The sequence below is a fragment of the Bradyrhizobium sp. 45 genome, assembly GCF_023073155.1.
Taxonomy (GTDB): Bacteria; Pseudomonadota; Alphaproteobacteria; order Rhizobiales; family Xanthobacteraceae; genus Bradyrhizobium; species Bradyrhizobium canariense_D.
The window spans coordinates 118,292-140,097 of the sequence record NZ_JADPIX010000109.1; the positions used below are offsets into that span (position 1 = coordinate 118,292).

The window sequence follows — 21,806 nt, forward strand, 5'->3', positions numbered from 1 at the left end:
AAAATGACCACGACGCTCTACACCTCCGACCACGAATGGCTCGCGATCGACGGCGATGTCGCCACCGTCGGGATCACCGACTACGCGCAATCGCAGCTCGGCGACGTCGTGTTCGTCGAATTGCCCAAGCTCGGCCGCGTGCTGAAGAAGGCGGAAGCCGCCGCTGTCGTGGAATCGGTCAAAGCCGCATCGGACGTCTACGCGCCTGTTAGCGGTGAGGTGCTCGAGACCAACCCCGAGCTCGCGAGCGAGCCGGCGCTGGTGAACTCGGACGCGCAGGGCAATGCGTGGTTCTTCAAGATCAAGATGGCCGACAAGAGCGAGCTCGGCGGCCTCATGGATGAAGCGGCGTACAAGGCCCATACGGCGTGAAGATATGAGCCGAGCCGTCTCCCCATACTCACTGTCATGCCCCGCGAAGGCGGGGCATCCAGTAAACGCAGCCGCTTCGGCTACAGCCGAGAGGCCGCGGCGTACTGGATCGCCCGCCTTCGCGGGCGATGACAGCAACTCCTAGCGAGGACCCATGATGACCGCGCACCGCAAATCCAACGGCGATACCACGAGCTTCGTTCGCCGCCACATCGGCCCCTCCACGCGCGACGTCACCGCGATGCTCGAGGCCGTCGGCGCAAACAGCGTCGACGCGCTGATGGCGCAGACGCTGCCGGCTTCGATCCGGCAGACTGCTCCACTCGATCTCGGCAAGCCCTTGAGCGAGACCGAGGCGATCGCGCATATGGCCGAACTCGCCGCCCAGAACCAGGTCTTCACCTCGTTGATTGGCCAGGGCTATTCTGGCACGATCCTGCCCGCGGTGATCCAGCGCAACATCTTGGAGAGCCCGGCCTGGTACACGGCCTACACGCCCTACCAGCCCGAGATCAGCCAGGGCCGGCTGGAGGCGCTGCTCAACTTCCAGACCATGATCTGTGACCTCACCGGGCTCGACGTCGCCAACGCCTCGCTGCTCGACGAAGCCACCGCGGCCGCCGAAGCGATGGCACTCGCCGAGCGGCACTCGCGGGTCGAAGCAAAGGCCTTCTTCGTCGACAAGGACGTGCATCCGCAGACGCTCGCCGTGATGCGCACCCGCGCGGAGCCGCTGGGCTGGACCCTGGTCGTCGGCGACCCCCTCACCGATCTCGACAAGACGGACGTGCTTGGCGCGCTGCTGCAATACCCGGGCTCGTCAGGCGCTGTGCGCGACCTCAGGCCCGCGATCGCCAGCCTGAAGGCCAAGGGCGCACTCGCGATCATTGCCGCCGATCTGCTGGCGCTGACACTGCTCGCCTCGCCCGGCGAGCTCGGCGCGGACATCGCCATCGGCTCGGCGCAACGTTTTGGCGTGCCGATGGGGTATGGCGGGCCGCACGCAGCCTATATGGCGGTGCGCGATGCGCTGAAGCGTTCGCTGCCCGGCCGCATCGTCGGCCTCTCCGTGGATTCGCGCGGAATGCCGGCCTATCGCCTCGCGCTGCAGACCCGCGAGCAGCACATCCGCCGCGAGAAGGCGACCTCCAACATCTGCACCGCGCAGGTGCTGCTCGCCGTGATCGCCTCGATGTATGCGGTCTATCACGGCCCCGAAGGCCTTTCGCAGATCGCGCGCAATGTGCATCGCCGCACGGCGGTGCTGGCTGCCGGCCTGCGCAAGCTCGGCTTTGCGCTGCAGTCCGACAGTTTCTTCGACACGCTCAGCGTGGATGCAGGGGCGAAGCGTACCGAAATCGTGGCGCGCGCGGCGGCCGAGAAGATCAATCTCGGCGCTGGCGAAACTGCATTGCGGATCGCGCTCGACGAGACCACCACGCCCGCAACGGTGGAAGCAGTCTGGCGCGCCTTCGGCGGGCAGCTTGCATACGCCGAGATCGACGCCACCACGCGCGAGGCGCTGCCGGAGACGCTCAAGCGTGCGACCTCTTTCCTCACCCACCCCGTCTTCCACGCGCATCGCTCGGAAACCGAGATGCTGCGCTACATGCGCAAGCTCAGCGACCGCGACCTCGCGCTCGACCGCGCGATGATCCCGCTCGGCTCGTGCACCATGAAGCTGAACGCGACCACCGAGATGATGCCGCTGACCTGGCCGGAATTCGGCAGCCTGCATCCGTTCGCCCCGCCTGAGCAGGCGAAGGGCTACTACGCGCTGTTCGCGCGGCTGGAAAAATGGCTGAGCGACATCACCGGCTATGACGCGATCTCGCTGCAGCCGAACTCGGGCGCGCAAGGCGAATATGCCGGGCTGCTCGCGATCCGCGGCTATCACGCGGCGCGTGGCGAGACGCATCGCAAGATCTGCCTGATCCCCTCCTCCGCGCACGGCACCAACCCGGCCTCGGCCGCGATGGTCGGCATGGACGTGGTGGTGGTCGCCTGCGAGAAGAACGGCGACGTCGACGTCAATGATCTCCGCGCCAAGGCCGAGAAGCATTCGAACGACCTCGCCGCGGTCATGATCACCTATCCCTCGACCCATGGCGTGTTCGAGGAGCACATCCGCGAGATCTGCGAGATCGTGCATGGCCATGGCGGGCAGGTCTATCTCGACGGCGCCAACCTCAACGCGCAGGTCGGCCTTAGCAGGCCCGGCGATTACGGCGCCGATGTCAGCCATCTCAACCTGCACAAGACCTTCTGCATCCCGCATGGCGGCGGCGGCCCGGGCATGGGCCCGATCGGCGTCAAGTCGCACCTCAAGCCGTTCCTGCCCGGTCATCCCGCGACGGATGGGAAAGCGCCCGTGGGGCCGGTCTCGGCCGCGCCGTTCGGCTCGGCTTCGATCCTCACCATCTCCTACATCTACATTCTGATGATGGGCGGCGAAGGCCTCAAGCGCGCCACCGAGATCGCGATCCTCAACGCCAACTACGTCGCAGCAAGGCTCGATGCGCACTTCCCGGTGCTCTACAAGAACGAAAAGGGCCGCGTCGCGCACGAGTGTATCGTCGATCCCCGCGCGCTGAAGACGACCTCAGGCGTCACCGTCGACGACATCGCCAAGCGCCTGATCGATTACGGCTTCCATGCGCCCACCATGAGTTTTCCGGTGCCGGGCACGCTGATGATCGAGCCGACCGAGTCGGAATCCAAGGCGGAGCTGGATCGCTTCTGCGATGCCATGATCGCGATCCGGAAGGAAATCGCCGAGATCGAAGCAGGCCGCTTCAAGATCGAGGCGTCGCCGCTTCGTCATGCCCCACACACCGTGCATGACATCGCGGACGACGATTGGAAGCGCGCCTACACCCGCGCCGAGGGCTGCTTCCCCGCGGGCACCTCGCGCACCGACAAATACTGGAGCCCGGTGGGGCGCGTCGACAACGTCTATGGCGACCGCAATCTGGTGTGCTCGTGCCCGCCCGTGAGCGATTACGCGGAGGCGGCGGAGTAACCGTTTGTAGGGTGGGTTAGCCACCGGCTGCGCGAAGCGCAGTCGCTGGCGTAACCCACCACTTCTGTCTCTGGCGAAATGGAAGAGGTGGGCTACACTTCGCTAACCCACCCTCCGGCACGGAACACGCATTTTGGGCGCAACCAACGAGCGGGTCTCGGGGTCCCACCGCCAGAGCCGCTCGTTGGTCAGGTGAGTGCCGCCCCACCAGCGATCAATCCGGTTGTACCGGCGGAAATCCTGGTCGCCTCCCAGCACCGCCTTACCGAACTCGGTCAGCGTCAATTGCGATCGCTTGTACCGATCGAACTGACTGGAATCGTCGTGCATCTCTAGCGAAAACGGACCTTCATCCAGTCCGGACACCGCCGGCCTCTCGCACCGCGCAAGGCCGTCAAGCAGCGCTCCAACTTCCCAATAACCATACACATCCAGCCCGTTGCACTTCTGGTGGCCCGGAAAGACATCGAAAGGCTGCATGCCGCCTCGCGCGATGAGCTGGAGTATTCGCGCTTCGGTGGCTCCAAGGCCTGAGGCGGGGCGCGGAAGCTCGTTGAGAAGAGCCCTCACGTGGGGGGCGAGTTGTGGCAGCCAGCTCAAATCCGTCTTGAAGAGATCCCGCCACCTTTGCGGGGCCGACGCGCGATAGGCCCGCCATGCACGCTTGGCCGATTTGAGTTGACGAGGTGTGATCGCGACAGCCGGCGGGTAGAGTTCGCTTCGCGGTGGGTCGAAATCCCTGACACCCAAGAACAGGGAGCGCACGACAAAGTCGGGATTTGCATCGTGTCGGCGGCCCCAATGATCGAGCAGCCAGAGCAGGATCAATTGCGCATTTGGCTCCGGCCCTCGCCAAAACTCGACCGTGTCATATTCCGCGAGCAGTTCAATCAGTCCTCGATCCTTCACGCCTGATTCCTCGAGACGCCAGGACGGCGTATCGTCGAGCCAGTGAAGCCCGCGGGGCTGTGTCGTACGCGGCGCAAAGAATGCGTCCAGCTCTGCATCGGCTGGCAACGGTCCCCAGACCAGCCGGCGCTCGATGGCAATCACGAGGTCGGCAAGGCCCGCCTGTTGAATAGCGCCGGCGATGGACGAGTCGGTCGTGACAATGAGCCGCGTCATGCCGTGGTCTCAAGGCTTCGTCAAAACATTACCGTAACGCCACAGCCGATCATTGGTCAGGTGCGTGCCGCCCCACCAGCGATCGATCGGATTGTGGCGACTGAAATCTTCCTGATGGGCCAGGACGGCCCTGCCGAACTCGGTCAACGACAACCGGCTGCGGAGATAGACCTCGTGCCGAGCTCTTAAATTTTCGCGATCGATCGTGCGCAGTTCGTCGCCCAACCCGGCCACTACGGGGTTGGGGCCGAGCGCGAGCCCCTCGAGCAACGAACCCAACTCAAATTCTCCGAACACATATGTGCGCCGTTGCGAGCGCAGGTGAAACAACGCATTCGTGTTTGCAAACCCTCTGGCAAGGAGCTCCAGAAATCGCATCTCGGTCGCACCGAGACCCGTGAAAGGCGACGGCAGTTCTGCCAAGAGATCGAGCAAGGCCGGGCGCAGCATCAGCAATGCACTGAGATCCTGGTGAAGGAGATCGACGCACGCCTCAGGGGTCATCGCACGGTAGGCCGACCACGCCAACCGGGCAGTCTCGAACTCCTGGTCCCTAACAGGCACGACATGGATGTGCGGCTCGGACGCAGCGAGATCCTCACCGTGTGCTGTCGTCAGCTCGGATGAGACAAGTCGAAGTCGAAGCTTTGGCACCAGCGAGGAGCAGGAGCTGAGGTGGTCCAGCAGGCAGACGAGCTGCAATTGATCCCGGGGAGCTGGGTCGAACCAAAGTTCAACCAAGTCATATTGCTCGCAGAAGTCCGCAAGGGACAAGTCTTTGCGATCCTTGATGCTCTTGGGCCACCGGATGCCCCAATCAGACCAATGATCACCAGGCCCGAGATTCGCCGAACGCGGCGCGAAATAGGCTGCGAGCTTCTCGGGCGAGGGCAGCGGTCCCCACTCAAAGTGAAACGAGGATGAGATGACAAGCTCCGCCAACCCGGATCGTGCGAGCTGGCCTCCGGACGAACTGGTCAAGATCAGACGCTTCATCGCACCACCCGGTGCCCCCACGCCAAACGAAACAGGCGCCGAAGACGTCGGCAACTCAACGTCCTCAGCGCCCGCTCCTCGCGAAAAACTTTACTGTTGAAGCTTACTCGTCCGCCGGCTCCTCGCCGTCGGCGTCACGCTCGGGGCTGCCGGCCAGAATCTGCTCGGCGATCAGGCCGGAGTTCTGGCGGATCGAGGTCTCGATCTTGGCGGTGATGTCGGGGTTGGCCTTCAGGAACGCTTTCGAATTCTCGCGGCCCTGGCCAAGACGCTGGCTGTCGTAGGAGAACCATGCGCCGGATTTTTCGACGATGCCGGCCTTGACGCCGAGATCGAGGATCTCGCCCATCTTGGAGACGCCCTCGCCGTACATGATGTCGAACTCGACCTGCTTGAACGGCGGCGCCAGCTTGTTCTTGACGACCTTGACGCGCGTGGTGTTGCCGACCACTTCGTCACGCTCCTTGATCGCGCCGATGCGGCGGATGTCGAGGCGGACGGAAGCATAGAATTTCAGCGCGTTGCCGCCGGTGGTGGTCTCCGGCGAGCCGTACATCACGCCGATCTTCATGCGGATCTGGTTGATGAAGATCACCATGGTATTGGACTTGTTGATGGACGCCGTCAGCTTGCGCAGCGCCTGGCTCATCAGACGCGCCTGCAGACCCGGCAGCGCATCGCCCATCTCGCCCTCGAGCTCGGCCTTCGGCACCAGCGCCGCGACCGAATCGATCACCAGCACGTCGACCGCGCCGGAGCGCACCAGCGTGTCGCAGATTTCCAGCGCCTGCTCGCCGGTGTCCGGCTGGGAGATCAGGAGCTCGTCGATATTGACGCCCAGCTTGCGCGCATAGACCGGGTCGAGCGCGTGCTCGGCGTCGATGAAGGCGCAGATGCCGCCCTTCTTCTGCCCTTCCGCCACCGTGTGCAGCGCCAGCGTGGTCTTGCCCGAGGATTCCGGCCCGTAGATCTCCACGACGCGCCCCTTCGGCAGGCCGCCGATCCCGAGCGCGATATCGAGCCCCAACGAGCCCGAAGAGACCGCCTCGACATCCATCGAACGGTCGTTCTTGCCGAGCTTCATCACCGAGCCCTTGCCGAACTGACGCTCGATCTGGGAGAGCGCGGCGGCGAGAGCTTTACTCTTGTCCATGGAGGATCCTTCGACGATACGCAAGGCAGTGGTGGACATCGGGTCGTGCTCCTTATGACGAGGATTCGCGTGAGGGACAAACGATTGGCGAGGCGGCGCGGCGATAAAAACAATGTACCCTATTTGTTCTAGGTTCGCAATATGTTCTTTTGGGAATTTGCACGCTCTGGCTGACGCGCATCAAAGACGGATGACCCGCACACCGTCAGAATTCCGTCATCCTGCGGCACGAACCTTTCGCGGTCTGCGGCCTTCTCCTGGATGGACTCTTGGATGGGACCGCAACTGAGGGGACTTCAGTCATGACGGACAACACGCATCACGATACGACCCGGCGCACTCCGCTGCTGGAGGCGGCGCGGGAGGAGCTGAGCAAGTTCGAGCGCAAGGAAAACGAGTTCCGCAAGAAAGACCGCGAAGAGCGTGCCGCCGAACTCCGTTTGCCGCTGGACGCGATCAAGGTTCATTAGGCCGCTGGGACCGCGCTGGCGACGGTGCCGGAGCGGCAGCCCGTTGATCTCAGGGAATCGGCACGGGTATCGGGATTCGGATGGCCGTGAAAGGCGAATCCGAGCCGATATGGTATCTAAATACTACCAGTAAGCCATTGATTGGGCGGGGAAATTTGTAGGCACGCTACTGTGCATGGGGTTGTTTTCGCGATTTTTGAAAGGCGCGCACGGGCCTTTCCACCCTCGGAGCCATCTCCCGCACCCAACAGCGCCTACAGCAGAACCAGCAACCCGATGCCGATCACCAGCACGACGAAGCCAGCCGCCGTCGCGGCGGCGAATGACCGCTCTACGTTGTCCATGATGCCACCCCGTTGCCGGCACGCCACGTTTCCCCCATGGCAGCACCGTCGCCGCGAAATCTCGCCTGCGGTTGTGTCCTGAGTTGTGCGAACGGATGTCGAAATTGGGACCGGTGCGGGGCCAGTCTGCGGCCCCCGCGCTCCGGCTTTTGCTGCCACCGTCGGGCCTTGTCAGGCTGTCGTAAGCTGAGCCGGCTAGGGTCGCCCGGCTATGGTGTTGCAGCCCAGCACCTCAGCCTCCAATAACCTTCTCCCCGCTTGGTTCTCCCAAGCGGGGTTTTTTCATTCCGATTTTCATGCCGGCCGGCCGGTTTGCGAACCGCCCTCCTCCTGCGTCAGCCGCAGCGAGAAGGCGCGGATCGCCGGCGCTGCGAGCAGCACTATCGGCAGCATCGCCGCCCATGCGATCAGCCACGACACCATCCAGTGCGCCAGGAAGTCCAGCGCGTTCCCTGCGGGAAAGCTGGCGATGCCCGCGGCGATCAGCGAGGTCAGTCCCGACTGGATGATTCCGAACACGAAATGAGAATAGCGGCGGGGAATGCCCGGCATGACGCGTCCATGTTGCTTAGCCGCATCGGGCCAAGCAAGGCACATGCCGCCGCGTTCCGGAAGGTGCCCTTACCCATCCCAGGAACTCTGTTCTTGGCCGGAGAACCACGGGCATGAGGTCGCGCCGCCGCTGGGCGGCCGGCGTCTTTCGAATTTCGATTTCGTATGTTCCAGAGCGCGTGCGTTTGCGCGATAGCCGTGAGCGATCCGGGGCTTACCGACAGGTTTGGCTTTCTTGGAATATTATGCCGCCCAGCATGTTCTCAGTGATGGAAGTGAATCGTGGGAGATGGCCCATGAATCACGGGGGCATCGAGTTCACCGTCGCCAAGACGGCAATTCCCGGCATTTGGCAGTGGCAGTTCCGGATCGGCGAGCAGATCAAGACCGGCAAGACTGAGACCAAGATCGATCTCTTGGCGATCCGACGGGTGCAGCTGCGCATCGATCGGGAGCTGAAGGCGATCGGACGCGACACGGCCTGAGCCGTCGGACCGAGATCGGTGGGCTGGCGTCCATGGGGCTATTCCGTAGCCGACCGGAATTGATCTGCCGACGGTTTGGGATTGGACTGCCGGGATTATGGCCGTGGGGACGGAGCCATCAGGCGCGATCGGTGCGAACCATGCCGCTCTACTTCTTTCGAATCCGGAACGGCCGCTATTCCGGCTGTGCCGACCAGGCGTCGGAATTTGCCGATCGCGATCTGGCTTGGAAGGAGATGACCAGCGTCTGCGCCGACATGGCCGCCGGCATCGCCCGCAAGCTCCAGGAAAATTCCGAATGGAATATGGAGTTGCTGGACGAGGCCAAGGAGCCCGTATTCCGGATCCGCATCACATCCGAAACCTTCGAATAGGGGCCGGCCCTAATCCGCGCTGGGCAGCCGCCGCATCGTGAATTCGATGTCGCCGCCGGGCAGCTCGCGCCAGGTCTCGACCGCGCTCATATAGCCGGCCTTGGGGTAGCGGGCGAAGAAAGCCTGCGCCCTCTCCCGTGCCGCCGCGCGCGGCAGCGTGAAGGTCTCGCGCAGATAGCCGTCGCCGGCCGTCGGGCCGGGCTTGCCGCCCATTTTTCGCCGGCGCGCCATCCGCTCGGCGAGATCCCGCGGACGATCGGCCATGTTCTGCTCTCCTCGACGCGATACACTCCCGCGCAATGTAGGAAGCAGGCCGATCAAAGAGGAGTCCCGGCCGGAGGCATTCAACCGCCGCCGCTCGGGCGGAAGGTCAATTGGCAGTCGTGCCGGACTTCTTCTTCGGCGCACCGGTTGCGGCCGACGCCTTTGGCGCCGCCGACGGCTTCGGCGGGTCGGAGCGCATGCCACCCCAGGGATCGTTGGACGCCTTGGAGTCTGGAATCTTCTTCAGCGTTTCCTTGTAAGCCCTGTCACGCTCGGCCTCAGCGGCCTTCTCCTCGGGGGTCTTGCCAGGCCCCTCCTGCAGCAAATTGAGATTGGGCATTTGCGCATAAGCCGGTCCCGCCAGCACGGTCGGTCCCGCCAGAACAGCCAGCACCGCGGCCATACGGAAAAGCTTCATCATTGACTCCTTGATCATCCATGGCGGCGCGGGTCGCCCGCGCCTTGTCACCCCTGCCACAACCGCAGGGGCCGCTCGGCCCGCTAGAGCCGGTCCGATCTGCACGATTTCGGCGCGTGGAGCCAGTCGTCCCAGATCGGGCCGCACTTGGTGCACCCGTTCAGCAACAGGCCGAGCCCGGCCAGACAAAATACGAGGACATACCTACGCAACATCACCCACCCATACCCACTCCATGGCATCATACCGGGCGAAGTCAGGCATTTTCAAGCCGACGGGACCCGCGGCAGACCGGCGACTTTGCCGCGCCGGTCCGCTCGAAATGCCGAACATCCGGCAATACAGGAGGGAACGACAGCAATGCCATCGCAGCCAGAAGCCGAGTTCGGCATCAATCAGGCCCGACGCATCCTCGGCGAAGTCTTTGCGCCCTGGGTCCAGGATCTCAACCTGTCGGTCGAGCGCATCGATCACCTGCCGCCGCCGGACGTGCCGGACTGGCAGCCGGCAGCGCTCCTGCGCATGCCGTTCTCGGAGCGGCTGTGCCGCAACGGTGGTGTGGTCTGCGGCCAGGCCCTGATGGCGCTCGCCGACACCGCGATGGTGATCGCGAACCTAGCCGCCAACCGCGGCTATCGTCCGATGACGACGGTCGACCAGACCACGCATTTCATGCGCGCGGTCTCCTCGTCGGACGTGCTGGCCGACGCCCGCGTGGTGCGACTCGGACGCACCATGAGCTTTGGCCGGGTCACGCTGCTCTCGGCCACCGACAACAAGCCGGTGGCGATGGTGTCGAGCGCGTTCGCGATGCTGCCGGGGTGAGCATCATCCGAAAGAAGAAAGCCGCGTGAGCGCAATGCGCACCGCGGCTCTCAATGGCGTCATGTCGAGACGGGAAGCGCGGTTGTGATCGCGCGTCGTGCCGACACGCGGCAGAAATTGCCGAGCACTTCGTCAGCCGCGGTGACAATGCTGACGTTGGGATTTTTTCCGCAATAGCTGCCGAACTGCTTGGCGTTCTCGACGAATACGTCGGTGTCGATGATCGCATTCTCTTCGTCGCCCTTGTACCAGCCGTCCATCCAGGTCAGCACCATCTTGATGGTGTCGTCGCCGCTCTCCAGGAACTGCTTGCAGCTCATGGTCGCGAGATCGAGCTTGGTGGCGTGGGCGGGCATGGACGAGAGCGAGAGCGCTGCGGCGAACAGAAGCGAAAACGTGGTCTTCATCAATATCTCCATCGGCGCGTAGCGCCACAAAGGAACGGCTTGGGGAAAAATCCGCGGAGTGACTTCCGCTTCGACGTCGTAAACGAAATCTGAAGCGCTGTGCAAGTAGCGCCAGTATTGAGTTTAGTTCAACGTAATTTCTATGCACTACTTCACAAAGATCATTATGGATTGACGCGGATGATCGAGAAGCGTGCAGCGCAGCGTTACCGTGTTTTCAAGGGTGGAAAGATCACCTTTGAAAACAGCGGCATCACATGCACGGTGCGAAACATGTCGGCGGACGGCGCCGCAATCGACCTCGATGCCCTCGTCACATTGCCGCAATCCTTCACGCTCGCGATCGCGCGCGACAATTTCGTGCGAAAATGCCGCCCTGTCTGGCGTAGCGACAGGCGCATCGGCCTCGCTTTCGTACAGTAGTGCATACGATGTGAACGATCATTCGCATCGCGCGCCTGATGCTGCGTCATGTTCGCGCGACACGACGTCGGCGACGCCAGCGCAGGCTTGCAACCACGAGCGCGACGATCGCGACCGCGATCGCCGATGATGCCGCAAAAAATCGTCCACCGGGGCGATCGATCGTACGCGACCACAGCGACGGCCCCTCGCCCGGCCGTGCCAGGCGAAACGCAACGACGCTGTCGCCGATCGAGGTGCCTGCCTCGGAGTGGCCGCCGGCGCCGATCGCGACATACTGCTCGCCCTTCCAGAGATAGGTCATGGGATTGGCGACGCCGGGCACGGGCAGCCGACCCTGCCACAGCTCCCTGCCGCTGCGCGCATCGAAGGCGCGCAAATAGGCATCCATCGCTCCGGTGAAGACGAGCCCACCTGCCGTGACCGCGAGCCCGTTGACGAGCGGCGCACCCCACGGCAGCGGCACGCCGAGCGGGGCGAGATCCTCGGTGGTGCCGACCGTCGAACGCCAGAGGATCTTGCCGGCCTTCAGATCGACCGCGACCATCTCGCCCCAGGGCGGCTTGTTGCAAAGAAGCCCGAGCGGCGACATTGCCACCGCACGCGACATCGCAAACGGCGCACCCGTCTGCTGGCCGAAATCATGACCGGGCGGAGGATCGAATCCGACCGCCTCCGCCCGCGGAATCAGCTTGATGAGATGAACGGCCCGGCTGGTGTTGGCATAGAGGACCTGGTTGACGGGATCGAAGGCCGCACTGCCCCAGTTCACTCCGCCGCCGGTGAAGGGAAACTCCAGCGTGCCTTGGGTTGAGGGGGGCGTGTACAGGCCCTCGTTGCGTGCCTCCGCAAACTGCTTCTCGCATGCTGAGCGGCGCAGGCTAGGAACGAGCGAGAGCGCATCCTCAGCCGAGATTTTTTGCGACATCAGCGGTGGCACATGCGTCGGGAATGGCTGCGTGGGCGACAGCCGTTCACCTTCCGCGGCCCCCTGCGGGACGCTGCGCTCCTCGACCGCCCACACCGGCTTGCCGGTGTCGCGATCGAGCACGAAGACAAAGCCCTGCTTGGTCGGCTGGATCACGACATCGCGCTGACCATCGCCGGCGTCGATGCGCGTGAGCGTCGGTTGCGCCGGCAGATCGTAATCCCAGACGTCGTGATGCACGGTTTGGAATGCCCATACGAGCTCGCCCGTCTCGATGCGCAGCGCGACCACCGAATTGGCATGTTCGTTGTTGCCCGGCCGCTTGCCGCCCCAGAAATCCGGCGACGGCGAGGACGTCGGCAGGAATACCAGTCCGCGCACCGCGTCGACCGACATCGGCGCCCAGACATTGGCGTGACCGGCTTCGATGCCGTCGCGCTTGAGCGGCTCGAACGTCCAGCGCGGCTGACCGCTACGCGCATCGAACGCACGCACCACACCGCTCGGCGCGTCGACGCGGCGGTTGTCGCCAATCGCGGAGCCGACCACGACGACCCCGCGGCCGACCGCCGGCGGCGAGGTGATCTGGAATTCGCCCGGCCATTCCAGCTTCATGCCAATGTCGGGCCTGACCTCACCGCCCTCGCCGAAGCCGGCACAGGGGATTCCCGTCTTCGCATCGAGCGCGATCAGGCGAACATCGTTCGTGCCCATGAAGATACGCGATCGACATGCGGCATCTACAGGCGCCTCATCGTCGATCCAGTAAGTGACGCCGCGGCAGACGTAGCGGTTGGCGGGACGCTGGTTCATCGCGATCCTGGGATCGTAACGCCATTTCTGCGCGCCCGTACCGGGATCGAGCGCGATCACCTCGTTGAAAGGCGAGCAGAAGACCAGGCTGTCCTCGACGAACAGCGGCGTCGCCTGGAATTTGGTTCGCCGCATCACCCCGGGCGGCCGCGCCGCGAGATCGCCCGTGTGGAATTCGAAGGCCCGAACCAGGTTGCCGACATTGTCGGGCGTGATCTCTCGCAATGGCGAGAAGCGCGAGCCACCGGGATCGCCACCCCAGCTCTCCCAGGCGATGCCTGGCCGCGACGAAAACAAGAGGAGCGGGATGAGAGCGGCCAAATAGCAGGAGCGGGTCGCCAAGGCCCGCCTCACCTATTTCGCCTTCTTGCCAGGTTCGGGCGGACGCGCCCCGCTCCACGGATCGTACTTCTCCTTGGACTCGGGAATGCGCTCGAGTGCGGCCTTGTAGGCCTTCTCGTCGACCTTGGGCTTGTTGTCCGCCTTCTGGCCGCCCTCGTTAGGCTGACGCCTGCCACCACCCATCTGCGCCTGCGCGGAGGCAACCGCCAGCGCCAGCACGGCGGCCGCTATGACCAAAATCCTCATGGGCGCAATCCCCCTCGTCTGGGGTACAAACTAGCCGGCAATCATGGAATAGCCAATGCCGCGGGCTCCAGGGCTTTAGGAAATCTTGGCTTCAGGAAATCTTGGCTTCAGCAAATTTTGATCGGCCGGGTCTTCGTCGGATCGCATTCGTGCCTATGTTTTGGCCCGCAGGGGACCTTCACGGATGTTACGGATTATTGCTCATGCCGCGCTGCTGGCCAGCGCGCTCGCGCTCGGGGCCTGCGGGTTTGCCGACAGCCGCGCACCGGTGCCCGAGTTCATGCGCATGAAGGAGGCCGAGCAGCCGCCGCCCGAATCGCCCCCCGACGTCAAACGCGTCGTGCGCGAGCAGATCGAAGTCGTCTTCCTCAGCACGTCCTATCCGCGTGAGGTGCATGTCGCCACACCCCATCGTGAGGTACGAGGACCGGGCTGGACAGCTTGCGTCCGCGCCCAGCTCACCTCGGCGACCGGATCGCCGCTCGGGCCACAGACCTACATCGTGACCATATCAGGCGGAAAGGTGGTCGATCGCCGCCGCGCCGAAGCGGACGACATCTGCGGATCGGAAAGCTACGAGCCGATCTAGGAAACGGATGAAGCCGACGTCCGATCCGGTTCCGGGAAAAACCTGTAATTTTGCCGGAACGATCATGGCCTCCCCTTCTTGTTACCGCCGAGGGCAGTTTCGAAGAGGACATGATGAGGACATTCACGATTGCGTTGCTGGCTGGCGTTGGAGCCTTGGCAGCGGTGAGCGGCGCGAAGGCCGCCGACGTCTATACGACCAGCGAATACACCAGCCCCGATCTCGTCCAGCAAGTGCGGCTGGTCTGCGACGATTCCGGCAATTGCTATCGCACCCGCGGCGGCTCGCGTGTGATCGTGCGCGACTCCTACGCGACGATGCCGCGTGACCGCTACTATGAGCGCCGCACCTATCGCGACTGGGACGATGGTCCGCGCGGCGGCGTCGGCATCCGCGCACCCGGCGTCAGTGTTGGCGTTGGTGTCGGCGATCGCTGGTAGTCGATGAAGCCATGAAATGCAGGACCGGACGAGATAACTCGCCCGGTCCTGTCCATGTCAGATCTCGAGCGGTTTTCCCGGCGTGACAATACGCGTTGCCGACGGGAGCTGCGCGATGAAGCGGGCGAGCACCATGCCGGCACACATCGCGACGACGAAGATGAAGGCGGAGGCCGAGCCAAATCCGAGCGCGGTCAATGCCGGGCCTGGACAAAAGCCTACGAGGCCCCAGCCGATACCGAAGATGGCGGGACCGGCGATAATTCTCGGATCGATATCGTTTCGCGTTGGGACATAGAAGCGGTCGGCGAAGACAGGCCTTGCGAGTTTCAAGACGCGGCTGAAGCCAATGAAGGTCACCGCGACCGCGCCAGCCATCACCAAGGCCAGGCTCGCGTCCCACGTTCCTGCCGGGATGCCGCCAACGTCCAGGAAATTCAGGACCTTTGCCGGGTTCGACATGCCTGAGACGATGAGACCAAGGCCAAAGACCACACCGATCGCGAACTGAATGAGGATCGTCATCGCGGTCAGCTCCAGTGCCGCATCACGAAGACGGTCGCCATGCCCGCCGCCATGAACGTCATGGTCGCGACTAGCGATCGCACCGACAACCGCGACAAGCCACAGACGCCGTGGCCAGAGGTGCAGCCGCTGCCCCACACCGCGCCGAAGCCGGTGAGCAATCCCGCGACGATCAGAAGCGGCGTTCCGGCGCCGATCGTTTGCGCCGGCAGGCCTCCCGTGACAAGGCGCACCAGAACGGGCGCGACGATAAGGCCCGCTACGAAGGCGAGCCGCCCGGCGAATTGCCGATCCTCGTAAGGCGGAAACAGCCGCGCCGCGATACCGCTGACCCCGGCGATTCGCCCCGTCGTCCACATCAGCAGCACGGCGGACAGGCCGATCAACGCGCCGCCAAGGAGCGACGCAATCGGCGTAAAAGATGTGGCGACCATGATGATCCTCCGTGTCGAGAGCAATTCTGGCGTATCCATCGGCGCATCCGGCCGGCTCGCGGCCGGATGCTCAACGAAACGTTAATATTACCACTCGAATTGAAGCGGTGTCCCAACTGTATTTTCCAATCTTTGCGCTAAGCATGGCCTCCTGAACGGGGACGACGGGACGTGGTCGATATCGCGCACCAGGCTGCGATCAATCCGGCATCGGCAAAGCATGCCGCGACGGCGCGCGCGCGCGTCCCGCTCACCGCGATCGAACCCGGCCAGTGGCGCGCACTCGCGCAGCGCGCGATCGAGCCGAACGGATATTACCTGCCGGGCTGGGAGCTCGCTGTCAGTGCAACCGCGCGCGGCCGCACCGATGCCTCGGCGCTTTCCGCATACGATGGATCGCGGCTGATCGGGCTGATGCCGGTGATCTCGCTCTGGCGGGCATGGAAGATCCCCCTGCCCGCGCTGGTGAGCGCGCATCCCTATGGTACGCTGTGCAGCCCGCTGATCGACCGCGATGCCCCGATCGAGGCAGCGGCGCGCCTGTTGCAGCAGGCCCGCGCAAACGGGGCGCATGCGCTCGTGCTGAACGATGTCGCGCTCGCTGGGGCGGCAATGACCGCCCTCAGCCAGGTTCTGAATCGCGACGGCCTGAAGCCGCGCCTCCTCAACTCCTACATCCGCGCCAGCCTCGACGCGACCCAGGACGGTGAGACGCTGCTACGCGACGCGCTCGGCACCAAAAAGCTCAAGGAGCTACGCCGCCAACGGCATCGCCTCGAAGAACACGGCGCAATCGTGTTCGACGTCGCGCGCAGCCCCGACGAGATCGGGCCGGCGCTCGAGACATTTTTGCAGCTCGAAGCCAGCGGCTGGAAGGGGAAGCGCGGAACCGCGCTGGTCCAGCACGCGGGCGATGCAACCTTCATCCGCCGCGCCGCTCGCGCGCTGGCGGAAACCGCGCAATGCGAGATCGTCAGCCTTCGCGCCGGCGCGACGCCGGTGGCCGCCGGCATCGTGCTGCGCCACCAGGACCGCGCCTTCTTCTTCAAGCTCGGCATCGACGAGCGCTTCGCAAGATATTCGCCGGGCGTGCAGCTTACACTCGAGCTCACCCGCCGCCTCTGCGCCGATCCAGCCATCGCCAGCGCGGATTCCACGGCGAGCGCCGATCACCCCATGATCAATCCGATCTGGCGCGGGCGCTTCGCCGTCGGCGACGTGTTGATACCGTTGCGGCGGAACGACCCCATCGTGGCGCTGGTTCACGGAGCGCTCGCGGCGCACGGCATCGCCTACGCGGCGGCGCGTCGCGCAGTTCGCCTGCTTCGTAAATAGGATAGCTCCTACTCCGCCGCCTCGGCGTTGATCTCCGCCGAGACCTCGCGGATGGCGCGCGCGAGCATGTTGGGATCCTGCGCGCCGGAGACGGCGTATTTTTGCGCGAACACGTAGGTCGGCACGCCGGAGATGCCTTTCTCGGCGGCTTCCTGCGCGTCCGCCGATACGCGCGCGACGTCCTCGTCGGTGGCGAGGCGCCGGCGCACGTCGTCGGCATCGAGGCCGACATCGGCAGCCGCCTGCACAAGCACGTTCAAATCGGTGAGGTCGCCGCCGTCGCGGAAGTAGAGCTCCATCAGGCGCTGCTTCATCTCGGGCGCCTTGCCGATCGCCTCGGCCCAGAGGATCAGGCGGTGGCAGTCGGTGGTGTTGGGCTGACGCGCGACAAGCTCGGGCCGATAGACGAGCCCCTCTTCGCCCGCGGCCGCAACGACGCGTCCCGCAATGCCCTTGTAGGCCTCGACCGAGCCGAACTTCTTGGTGAGATACTCCTCCCGGCTGATGCCCTCGGACGGCACCCAGGGATTGAGGAAGAAGGGACGGAAATTGAGCTTGACCGGAACATCGGGCACCAGCGCCAGCGCACTCTCGATCCGGTGCTTGCCGATATAGCACCAGGGGCACACCACGTCGGAAACGACGTCGATCTGAAGCGGTTTCAACGTGCTCATGTCGGACGTCTCCTTCGGACGGTACGGGTTCGTCGGAAGATAAACCGAACCGGAGGCGGCGCAAGGCACCGGTCCTGCATGGCTCACGACTTCACCTCTGCGGTTATTGTGACAGGCCTCACCCGACCCGATACTCGCGGCCACGATCAAGCACGAGGGGAAACCGCGATGACCGCTATTTTCAAGCCGGAAGGCCAGCAGTTCCGGGCTACGGAGCATGCCGGCGGCCCGTGGTCGCCTGACATGTTGCAGGGAAGCGCCACCACCGCCCTGATGACCCGCGACATCGACCGTCTCGCCACCGAATCCGGCTTCGCGGTGCGGCGCCTGACCTTCGACCTGTGGCGACCGGCGGGCCTGCGCGTCTTCCAGACCACCACCGAATTGTTGCGCGACGGCCGCAAGGCCAAGACCGCCCAGGTGCGGCTGATGGACGGAGAGACCGAGATCGGCCGTTGCACAGCGCTCTTGACGGCGCCGAGCGGAGAATCGCCCGTCGATCCCTTCACCAGGCCCGCGACTATCGACAAGACGCCTGAGACAGGCGCAGCACCGCCGGCCTTCGCGCAGAAATGGAGCCGGTATTTCCAGAACGTGTCGGTGCGGCTGATCGAGGGCGCGCTGGAGAAGCCCGGCCCGGCCGCCGCCTGGATGCGACTTGATGCACCCCTGGTGGAGGGCGAACCGAACACACCACTGCTCCAAGCGGTGCAGGCCGCGGACTTTTCGAGCGGCGTTGCGCAGATCGTCGACATGCGCAACTGGACCTTTATCAATCCCGAGATCAGCCTCTACTTCTTCCGACCGCCGGAGAGCGAATGGATCCTGATCCGCGCCGCCACGCGCGTCGGCACCAACGGCGCGGGCCTGACCATGGCGACACTGAGCGATCTCAAAGGTCCGTTTGCGGAGGTGATGCAAGCCGTGAGCTTTGAGCGCCGCGACGCCGAGCGAGCTCAGGCCTCCTGAGCCGCAAGCGCGATCAGAGTGGCCTCGGACACGGCATCCGCCGGCATGAACATTTCAACGCGAAGCTCCTGAAGCGTCACGTCTTGCGGGGTCCCGAGCGTCGGCACCGCACCGATCAGACCGATGCGGGCGTCGCCCTTTCGTAAGCGCACTTCGCAGAGCGGCCCCGGCGCGACGTTGTCCTCGATCCTGAGTGCGGGAAGCTCCGGCAGCCGCGTCAATTCGCGCCACGTCGATTGCAGGGCCTCGTCGAGCGGTGCAGCCATCGCTTCGTGCCGCGCACGCGACAACAACGCGGTCGCGACGATGGGCCAATTCTCGACGAACGGCTTGAGCTCGTTCGGCGCGAGGAACATGCGCATGTGATTGAGCGGCCGCTGCATGCGTTCTTGCCCAAGCAGCATCGTCATCAGCCGCGACGCGGCGCAGTTGGCCTCCATCATGTTCCAGCGCCGATCGGTCACGATCGCGGGAAACGGTTCGTGCCGCCGGAGCAGAAGATCGATCGCGCGCCGCGCGTCGGCAAGCTCCGGCGCTGAAAGATCGCGCTCGCCGTATAGTCGCGCGAAACCCCCGGCCTCCAGCAGCGCATTGCGATCACGCAGCGACAAACCGAGGGCGGTCGCGAGCTGCAGGAGGATCTCCCGGCTTGCCGCCGACTTGCCGGTCTCGACATAGCTCAGATGCTTGATCGAAATGCCGGCCTCGAACGCCAGCTCCGCCTGGCTCAATGCACGGCGCATGCGCCAGCCGCGCAAAAGGTCGCCGACCGGATTGGCCGACCGTAATGGCCGGGACGAGCGTGTGTCCATCCGGGGATTATGCGAGCGCCACCGCCTCCTGTAAACGGCACTACTGCAAGCCAGCCGCCATCTGCTTCAGCCGCTCGGCAGTGCGCTCGTCGGCCGGGAAGAAGGTTTCCAGAGCCAGCTCCGACAGCGTGATGTCGACGGGCGTACCGAATACCATGGTGGTGGAGAAGAAACTTAGTATCTCCCCCTCGTGGCGCAGCTTGAAGGGGATCGCGACATTGTCGCTCGACAGCGGCGCCGCGCGCGCCGGGATCGGATAACCCTTCAAGTCGTTATACAGCTTGATCAGCTCGGGATCGGCGGTGGCCTCGCATTGCCGGTGCAGCCGCTCCAGGAGATGTCCGCACCATTCCGCGAGATTGACCGTGCGCGGCGCCAGCGCCTCGGGATGGAAGGCAAGCCTCAGCACGTTGAAGGGCTGACCGAGCAGCCGCTGCGGGATGCCGGCGAGCAGCGGCGCCAGCATGCGGTTGGCGGAGACCAGATTCCAGTGCCGGTCATAGGCCAGCGCCGGATTCGGCTCATGCGCCCTGAGGACGAGGTCGATCGCCTGGCGGGCTGATTTCAAGGCGGGATCCTCCAGCGTGCGTTGCGGAAAGGCCGGGGCATAGCCGGCGGCGACCAGCAGCACGTTGCGTTCGCGCAGTGGCACGTCGAGACGTTCGGCGAGTCTGAGCACCATGTCGCGCGAGGGCGCGGCGCGACCGGTCTCGACGAAGCTCAAATGCCGCGCCGAGATTTCGGCCTCACCGGCGAGATCGAGCTGGCTCATGCGGCGGCGCTGCCGCCATTCGCGCAAATGGTCGCCGATATGGACCGGCTGGCTGCGTTCGGCCTGTGCCGTGGATGCATGTGCGTTCATGGTCGAAAACCTAGCACGCAGATTTCGGCCCTTCCATTACGTCGGAGGTAATCGAATTGGGGCTCGGGCCGGCGCATCTTGGGTCGCAACAGGAGACGACCATGATCGCATTGCTGCTCTACCGGACCGTCACAGACCAGCTAGTTCCCTGGGCCATGGCGCTCGCAACCCGGATGCTGGCGCGCAGCCTCAACATGCCGGAGCCGCTGGTGCATTCGACCGGCGACTACGTCGTCGCGCAGGTCACGGCCTTCGAGCACAGCGTCGGCAGGAGCCTCTGCCCGTTCCGCCTCGCCCGCCTGCTCCGCGCCTGGTGGCGTGGATTGCACTGAGTTTCACCTCGAGCCCACCCCAACCATGGAGACCCACGATGATCGACGCATCCACCTTCCTTCGCCGCGCGCTTCTTGCCGACGCGATCTTCAGCGGCGTGGCCGCTCTCGGTTTCACGTTCGGCGCCAGCGCGTTCGCCTCGCTGTTCAACCTACCCGAAGCGCTGCTGCGCGAGACCGGCCTGTTCCTGATCGCCTACACGGCGCTGGTCGGCTGGCTCGCCTCACGCGCCTCCGTGGCAAAGCCGCTCGTGCTGCTGGTCGTGGTCGGCAACGCGGCCTGGACCGTCGGCAGCATTGCGCTGCTGCTCTCGGGCGCGGTGTCGCCGAACCTTGCCGGCGAGCTCATGGTCGTGGCGCAGGCGATCGCGACCGGCGTGTTTGCCGAACTGCAATATGTGGGATTGCGCAGGAGCGGGAGTGTGCTGGCTGCCTGAGGCCACATCACTCGCTGTCGTTGCCCGGCTTGACCGGGCGACCCAGTATTCCAGAGGTAGTCGTCGCATACGGAGCTGCGGCGTACTGAATGCCCCGCTTTCGCGGGGCATGACAGTTATGCCAGAAGCTCGAACTCAGGCTAGGCCCGCGCGCGGCCCTTCGCCTTGCCGACGGCATGACCATTAAGCTTCTTCTTTTTGGCGGACTTCACGCTCGCCTTCTCGGCTTTGCGCTCCGCGCGCGCCTTCACCTTGGCGCGTTCGGCCCGCGCCTCGGCGCGCAGCTTCTTGCGCTTCTTCTCGCAAGATTCGCACTTGCAGCCGATCGGCTTCAGGTAGGCTTTGAAATAATCGGTGCCGTAGTCGTAATTGATCTCGTCGCCCGGCTCGATGTTCTTGATGGCGCGGATGAAAACCTTGCGCTCGCGCGGCCGCACGTCGGATTCGGCGTTGGGCCTGCACGAATGGTTGATGTAGCGCGCGAGGTTCTTGCGCACGGAGCCGTCAATGGTCCAGCGACCGTTGAGCTCGAACAGGTATTTGTTCTCGATGTCGTCGTGCTCGGGAATCCGGGAGTCCAGGATCGGTCCGTAATAACGGATGATCCGGGTGCCCTTCTTGATCGGCTTGGTGGCGAAGAGGCCGAGCCCGGTTTTCGAGCGGCCGACGCGATAAGGTTTGCTGGACGAGGTGGCTGGCATGATCACGAAAAACGAGGACGCGAACGAGGCTGAAAGAGCCCAAGCGAAGCCGCTCTTCTAGAACGATTCCGCGCCGCTGTCAGGTGTCTGTTGACCCCGTTTGAACCTTGCCCACAATCAAGACGTCTGATGGTACG

General features: G+C 64.3%; 28 protein-coding genes. 13 read left to right on the plus strand and 15 right to left on the minus strand.

The window, feature by feature from the left end; translation table 11 throughout:
- Window positions 1-3 precede the first annotated feature (3 nt).
- Together gcvH and gcvP are read left to right on the plus strand one after the other, a co-directional pair.
- Window positions 4-372, plus strand: coding sequence for a glycine cleavage system protein GcvH (gcvH, locus tag IVB42_RS18145; RefSeq protein WP_085349374.1), 369 nt, complete (start codon window positions 4-6; stop codon window positions 370-372).
- 157 nt (window positions 373-529) lie between these two features.
- Window positions 530-3,394: an aminomethyl-transferring glycine dehydrogenase gene (gene gcvP, locus IVB42_RS18150; RefSeq protein WP_247297348.1), complete on the plus strand. Its 2,865-nt coding sequence runs from the start codon at window positions 530-532 to the stop codon at window positions 3,392-3,394.
- A 102-nt stretch (window positions 3,395-3,496) separates the two neighbouring features.
- Here the strand turns inward: gcvP and IVB42_RS18155 are convergent, their stop codons facing one another.
- The 3 genes from IVB42_RS18155 to recA form a co-directional block, all read right to left on the minus strand.
- Window positions 3,497-4,519 carry a hypothetical protein gene (locus tag IVB42_RS18155; RefSeq protein WP_247470710.1) on the minus strand — a complete coding sequence of 341 codons (1,023 nt, stop codon included), beginning with the start codon at window positions 4,517-4,519 and terminating at the stop codon, window positions 3,497-3,499.
- 9 nt (window positions 4,520-4,528) lie between these two features.
- Window positions 4,529-5,515 (minus strand): hypothetical protein, encoded by a 987-nt coding sequence (locus IVB42_RS18160; RefSeq protein ID WP_247368167.1) that lies wholly within the window; start codon window positions 5,513-5,515, stop codon window positions 4,529-4,531.
- Window positions 5,516-5,618: 103 nt separating this feature from the next.
- Entirely contained in the window at window positions 5,619-6,707 is a 1,089-nt protein-coding gene (recA, locus tag IVB42_RS18165; RefSeq protein ID WP_026233157.1) for a recombinase RecA, read from the minus strand.
- 263 nt (window positions 6,708-6,970) lie between these two features.
- Between recA and IVB42_RS18170 the strand changes: the two genes are divergently transcribed.
- Window positions 6,971-7,138, plus strand: coding sequence for a hypothetical protein (locus tag IVB42_RS18170; RefSeq protein ID WP_247297243.1), 168 nt, complete (start codon window positions 6,971-6,973; stop codon window positions 7,136-7,138).
- A gap of 638 nt (window positions 7,139-7,776) precedes the next feature.
- On the opposite strand, the gene IVB42_RS18175 is transcribed toward IVB42_RS18170, so the two are convergent.
- Window positions 7,777-8,034, minus strand: a complete 258-nt coding sequence (locus IVB42_RS18175) for a DUF2798 domain-containing protein (RefSeq protein WP_018456377.1) — start codon at window positions 8,032-8,034, stop codon at window positions 7,777-7,779.
- A gap of 296 nt (window positions 8,035-8,330) precedes the next feature.
- On the opposite strand from IVB42_RS18175, the gene IVB42_RS18180 reads away from it, so the two are divergent.
- Both IVB42_RS18180 and IVB42_RS18185 read left to right on the plus strand, forming a co-directional pair.
- A complete protein-coding gene (locus IVB42_RS18180; RefSeq protein ID WP_247470712.1) occupies window positions 8,331-8,519 on the plus strand; it encodes a hypothetical protein in 189 nt (62 codons plus the stop codon).
- A 140-nt stretch (window positions 8,520-8,659) separates the two neighbouring features.
- The gene (locus IVB42_RS18185; protein ID WP_018456379.1) at window positions 8,660-8,893 is read left to right on the plus strand and encodes a hypothetical protein; all 234 of its coding nucleotides are present in this window, start codon (window positions 8,660-8,662) and stop codon (window positions 8,891-8,893) included.
- Window positions 8,894-8,902: 9 nt separating this feature from the next.
- Here IVB42_RS18185 and IVB42_RS18190 read toward each other — a convergent pair whose 3' ends face one another.
- Both IVB42_RS18190 and IVB42_RS18195 read right to left on the minus strand, forming a co-directional pair.
- Window positions 8,903-9,157 (minus strand): hypothetical protein, encoded by a 255-nt coding sequence (locus IVB42_RS18190; RefSeq protein ID WP_007612182.1) that lies wholly within the window; start codon window positions 9,155-9,157, stop codon window positions 8,903-8,905.
- 106 nt (window positions 9,158-9,263) lie between these two features.
- The gene (locus tag IVB42_RS18195; RefSeq protein WP_026233159.1) at window positions 9,264-9,575 is read right to left on the minus strand and encodes a hypothetical protein; all 312 of its coding nucleotides are present in this window, start codon (window positions 9,573-9,575) and stop codon (window positions 9,264-9,266) included.
- A gap of 360 nt (window positions 9,576-9,935) precedes the next feature.
- On the opposite strand from IVB42_RS18195, the gene IVB42_RS18200 reads away from it, so the two are divergent.
- Window positions 9,936-10,400 (plus strand): PaaI family thioesterase, encoded by a 465-nt coding sequence (locus tag IVB42_RS18200; protein WP_247297241.1) that lies wholly within the window; start codon window positions 9,936-9,938, stop codon window positions 10,398-10,400.
- A 59-nt stretch (window positions 10,401-10,459) separates the two neighbouring features.
- Here IVB42_RS18200 and IVB42_RS18205 read toward each other — a convergent pair whose 3' ends face one another.
- The gene (locus tag IVB42_RS18205; RefSeq protein ID WP_247368170.1) at window positions 10,460-10,807 is read right to left on the minus strand and encodes an HdeA/HdeB family chaperone; all 348 of its coding nucleotides are present in this window, start codon (window positions 10,805-10,807) and stop codon (window positions 10,460-10,462) included.
- A 180-nt stretch (window positions 10,808-10,987) separates the two neighbouring features.
- On the opposite strand from IVB42_RS18205, the gene IVB42_RS18210 reads away from it, so the two are divergent.
- Window positions 10,988-11,230 (plus strand): PilZ domain-containing protein, encoded by a 243-nt coding sequence (locus tag IVB42_RS18210; protein WP_247297240.1) that lies wholly within the window; start codon window positions 10,988-10,990, stop codon window positions 11,228-11,230.
- A 46-nt stretch (window positions 11,231-11,276) separates the two neighbouring features.
- On the opposite strand, the gene IVB42_RS18215 is transcribed toward IVB42_RS18210, so the two are convergent.
- Together IVB42_RS18215 and IVB42_RS18220 are read right to left on the minus strand one after the other, a co-directional pair.
- Window positions 11,277-13,325 carry a pyrroloquinoline quinone-dependent dehydrogenase gene (locus IVB42_RS18215; RefSeq protein WP_247470715.1) on the minus strand — a complete coding sequence of 683 codons (2,049 nt, stop codon included), beginning with the start codon at window positions 13,323-13,325 and terminating at the stop codon, window positions 11,277-11,279.
- Window positions 13,326-13,559: a hypothetical protein gene (locus IVB42_RS18220; protein ID WP_247297239.1), complete on the minus strand. Its 234-nt coding sequence runs from the start codon at window positions 13,557-13,559 to the stop codon at window positions 13,326-13,328.
- A gap of 184 nt (window positions 13,560-13,743) precedes the next feature.
- On the opposite strand from IVB42_RS18220, the gene IVB42_RS18225 reads away from it, so the two are divergent.
- Window positions 13,744-14,148 carry a hypothetical protein gene (locus IVB42_RS18225; RefSeq protein WP_018456386.1) on the plus strand — a complete coding sequence of 135 codons (405 nt, stop codon included), beginning with the start codon at window positions 13,744-13,746 and terminating at the stop codon, window positions 14,146-14,148.
- Window positions 14,149-14,258: 110 nt separating this feature from the next.
- Window positions 14,259-14,588 carry a hypothetical protein gene (locus IVB42_RS18230; protein ID WP_018456387.1) on the plus strand — a complete coding sequence of 110 codons (330 nt, stop codon included), beginning with the start codon at window positions 14,259-14,261 and terminating at the stop codon, window positions 14,586-14,588.
- A gap of 57 nt (window positions 14,589-14,645) precedes the next feature.
- On the opposite strand, the gene IVB42_RS18235 is transcribed toward IVB42_RS18230, so the two are convergent.
- Window positions 14,646-15,113: a DUF6691 family protein gene (locus tag IVB42_RS18235; protein WP_247297238.1), complete on the minus strand. Its 468-nt coding sequence runs from the start codon at window positions 15,111-15,113 to the stop codon at window positions 14,646-14,648.
- Window positions 15,114-15,118: 5 nt separating this feature from the next.
- Window positions 15,119-15,547: a YeeE/YedE family protein gene (locus IVB42_RS18240; protein ID WP_085396317.1), complete on the minus strand. Its 429-nt coding sequence runs from the start codon at window positions 15,545-15,547 to the stop codon at window positions 15,119-15,121.
- A 171-nt stretch (window positions 15,548-15,718) separates the two neighbouring features.
- Here IVB42_RS18240 and IVB42_RS18245 point away from each other — a divergent pair, with 171 nt between their 5' ends.
- On the plus strand, window positions 15,719-16,882 hold the full coding sequence (locus IVB42_RS18245) for a GNAT family N-acetyltransferase (protein ID WP_018456390.1): 1,164 nt from the start codon (window positions 15,719-15,721) through the stop codon (window positions 16,880-16,882).
- An 8-nt stretch (window positions 16,883-16,890) separates the two neighbouring features.
- Here IVB42_RS18245 and IVB42_RS18250 read toward each other — a convergent pair whose 3' ends face one another.
- Window positions 16,891-17,556, minus strand: a complete 666-nt coding sequence (locus IVB42_RS18250) for a DsbA family oxidoreductase (protein WP_247368172.1) — start codon at window positions 17,554-17,556, stop codon at window positions 16,891-16,893.
- 168 nt (window positions 17,557-17,724) lie between these two features.
- Here IVB42_RS18250 and IVB42_RS18255 point away from each other — a divergent pair, with 168 nt between their 5' ends.
- Window positions 17,725-18,525: a thioesterase family protein gene (locus IVB42_RS18255; RefSeq protein ID WP_018456392.1), complete on the plus strand. Its 801-nt coding sequence runs from the start codon at window positions 17,725-17,727 to the stop codon at window positions 18,523-18,525.
- Here the strand turns inward: IVB42_RS18255 and IVB42_RS18260 are convergent.
- A complete protein-coding gene (locus tag IVB42_RS18260; RefSeq protein ID WP_256470524.1) occupies window positions 18,513-19,337 on the minus strand; it encodes a helix-turn-helix transcriptional regulator in 825 nt (274 codons plus the stop codon). The genes IVB42_RS18255 and IVB42_RS18260 overlap by 13 nt on opposite strands.
- Before the next feature lie 40 nt (window positions 19,338-19,377).
- The gene (locus tag IVB42_RS18265) at window positions 19,378-20,199 is read right to left on the minus strand and encodes a helix-turn-helix transcriptional regulator (RefSeq protein ID WP_018456394.1); all 822 of its coding nucleotides are present in this window, start codon (window positions 20,197-20,199) and stop codon (window positions 19,378-19,380) included.
- A 101-nt stretch (window positions 20,200-20,300) separates the two neighbouring features.
- Between IVB42_RS18265 and IVB42_RS18270 the strand changes: the two genes are divergently transcribed.
- Window positions 20,301-20,531: a hypothetical protein gene (locus tag IVB42_RS18270; protein ID WP_026233166.1), complete on the plus strand. Its 231-nt coding sequence runs from the start codon at window positions 20,301-20,303 to the stop codon at window positions 20,529-20,531.
- 38 nt (window positions 20,532-20,569) lie between these two features.
- Entirely contained in the window at window positions 20,570-20,968 is a 399-nt protein-coding gene (locus tag IVB42_RS18275; RefSeq protein ID WP_018456396.1) for a hypothetical protein, read from the plus strand.
- A gap of 140 nt (window positions 20,969-21,108) precedes the next feature.
- Here IVB42_RS18275 and IVB42_RS18280 read toward each other — a convergent pair whose 3' ends face one another.
- Window positions 21,109-21,669, minus strand: a complete 561-nt coding sequence (locus IVB42_RS18280; protein WP_018456397.1) for an SET domain-containing protein — start codon at window positions 21,667-21,669, stop codon at window positions 21,109-21,111.
- Between the last annotated feature and the right edge of the window lie 137 nt (window positions 21,670-21,806).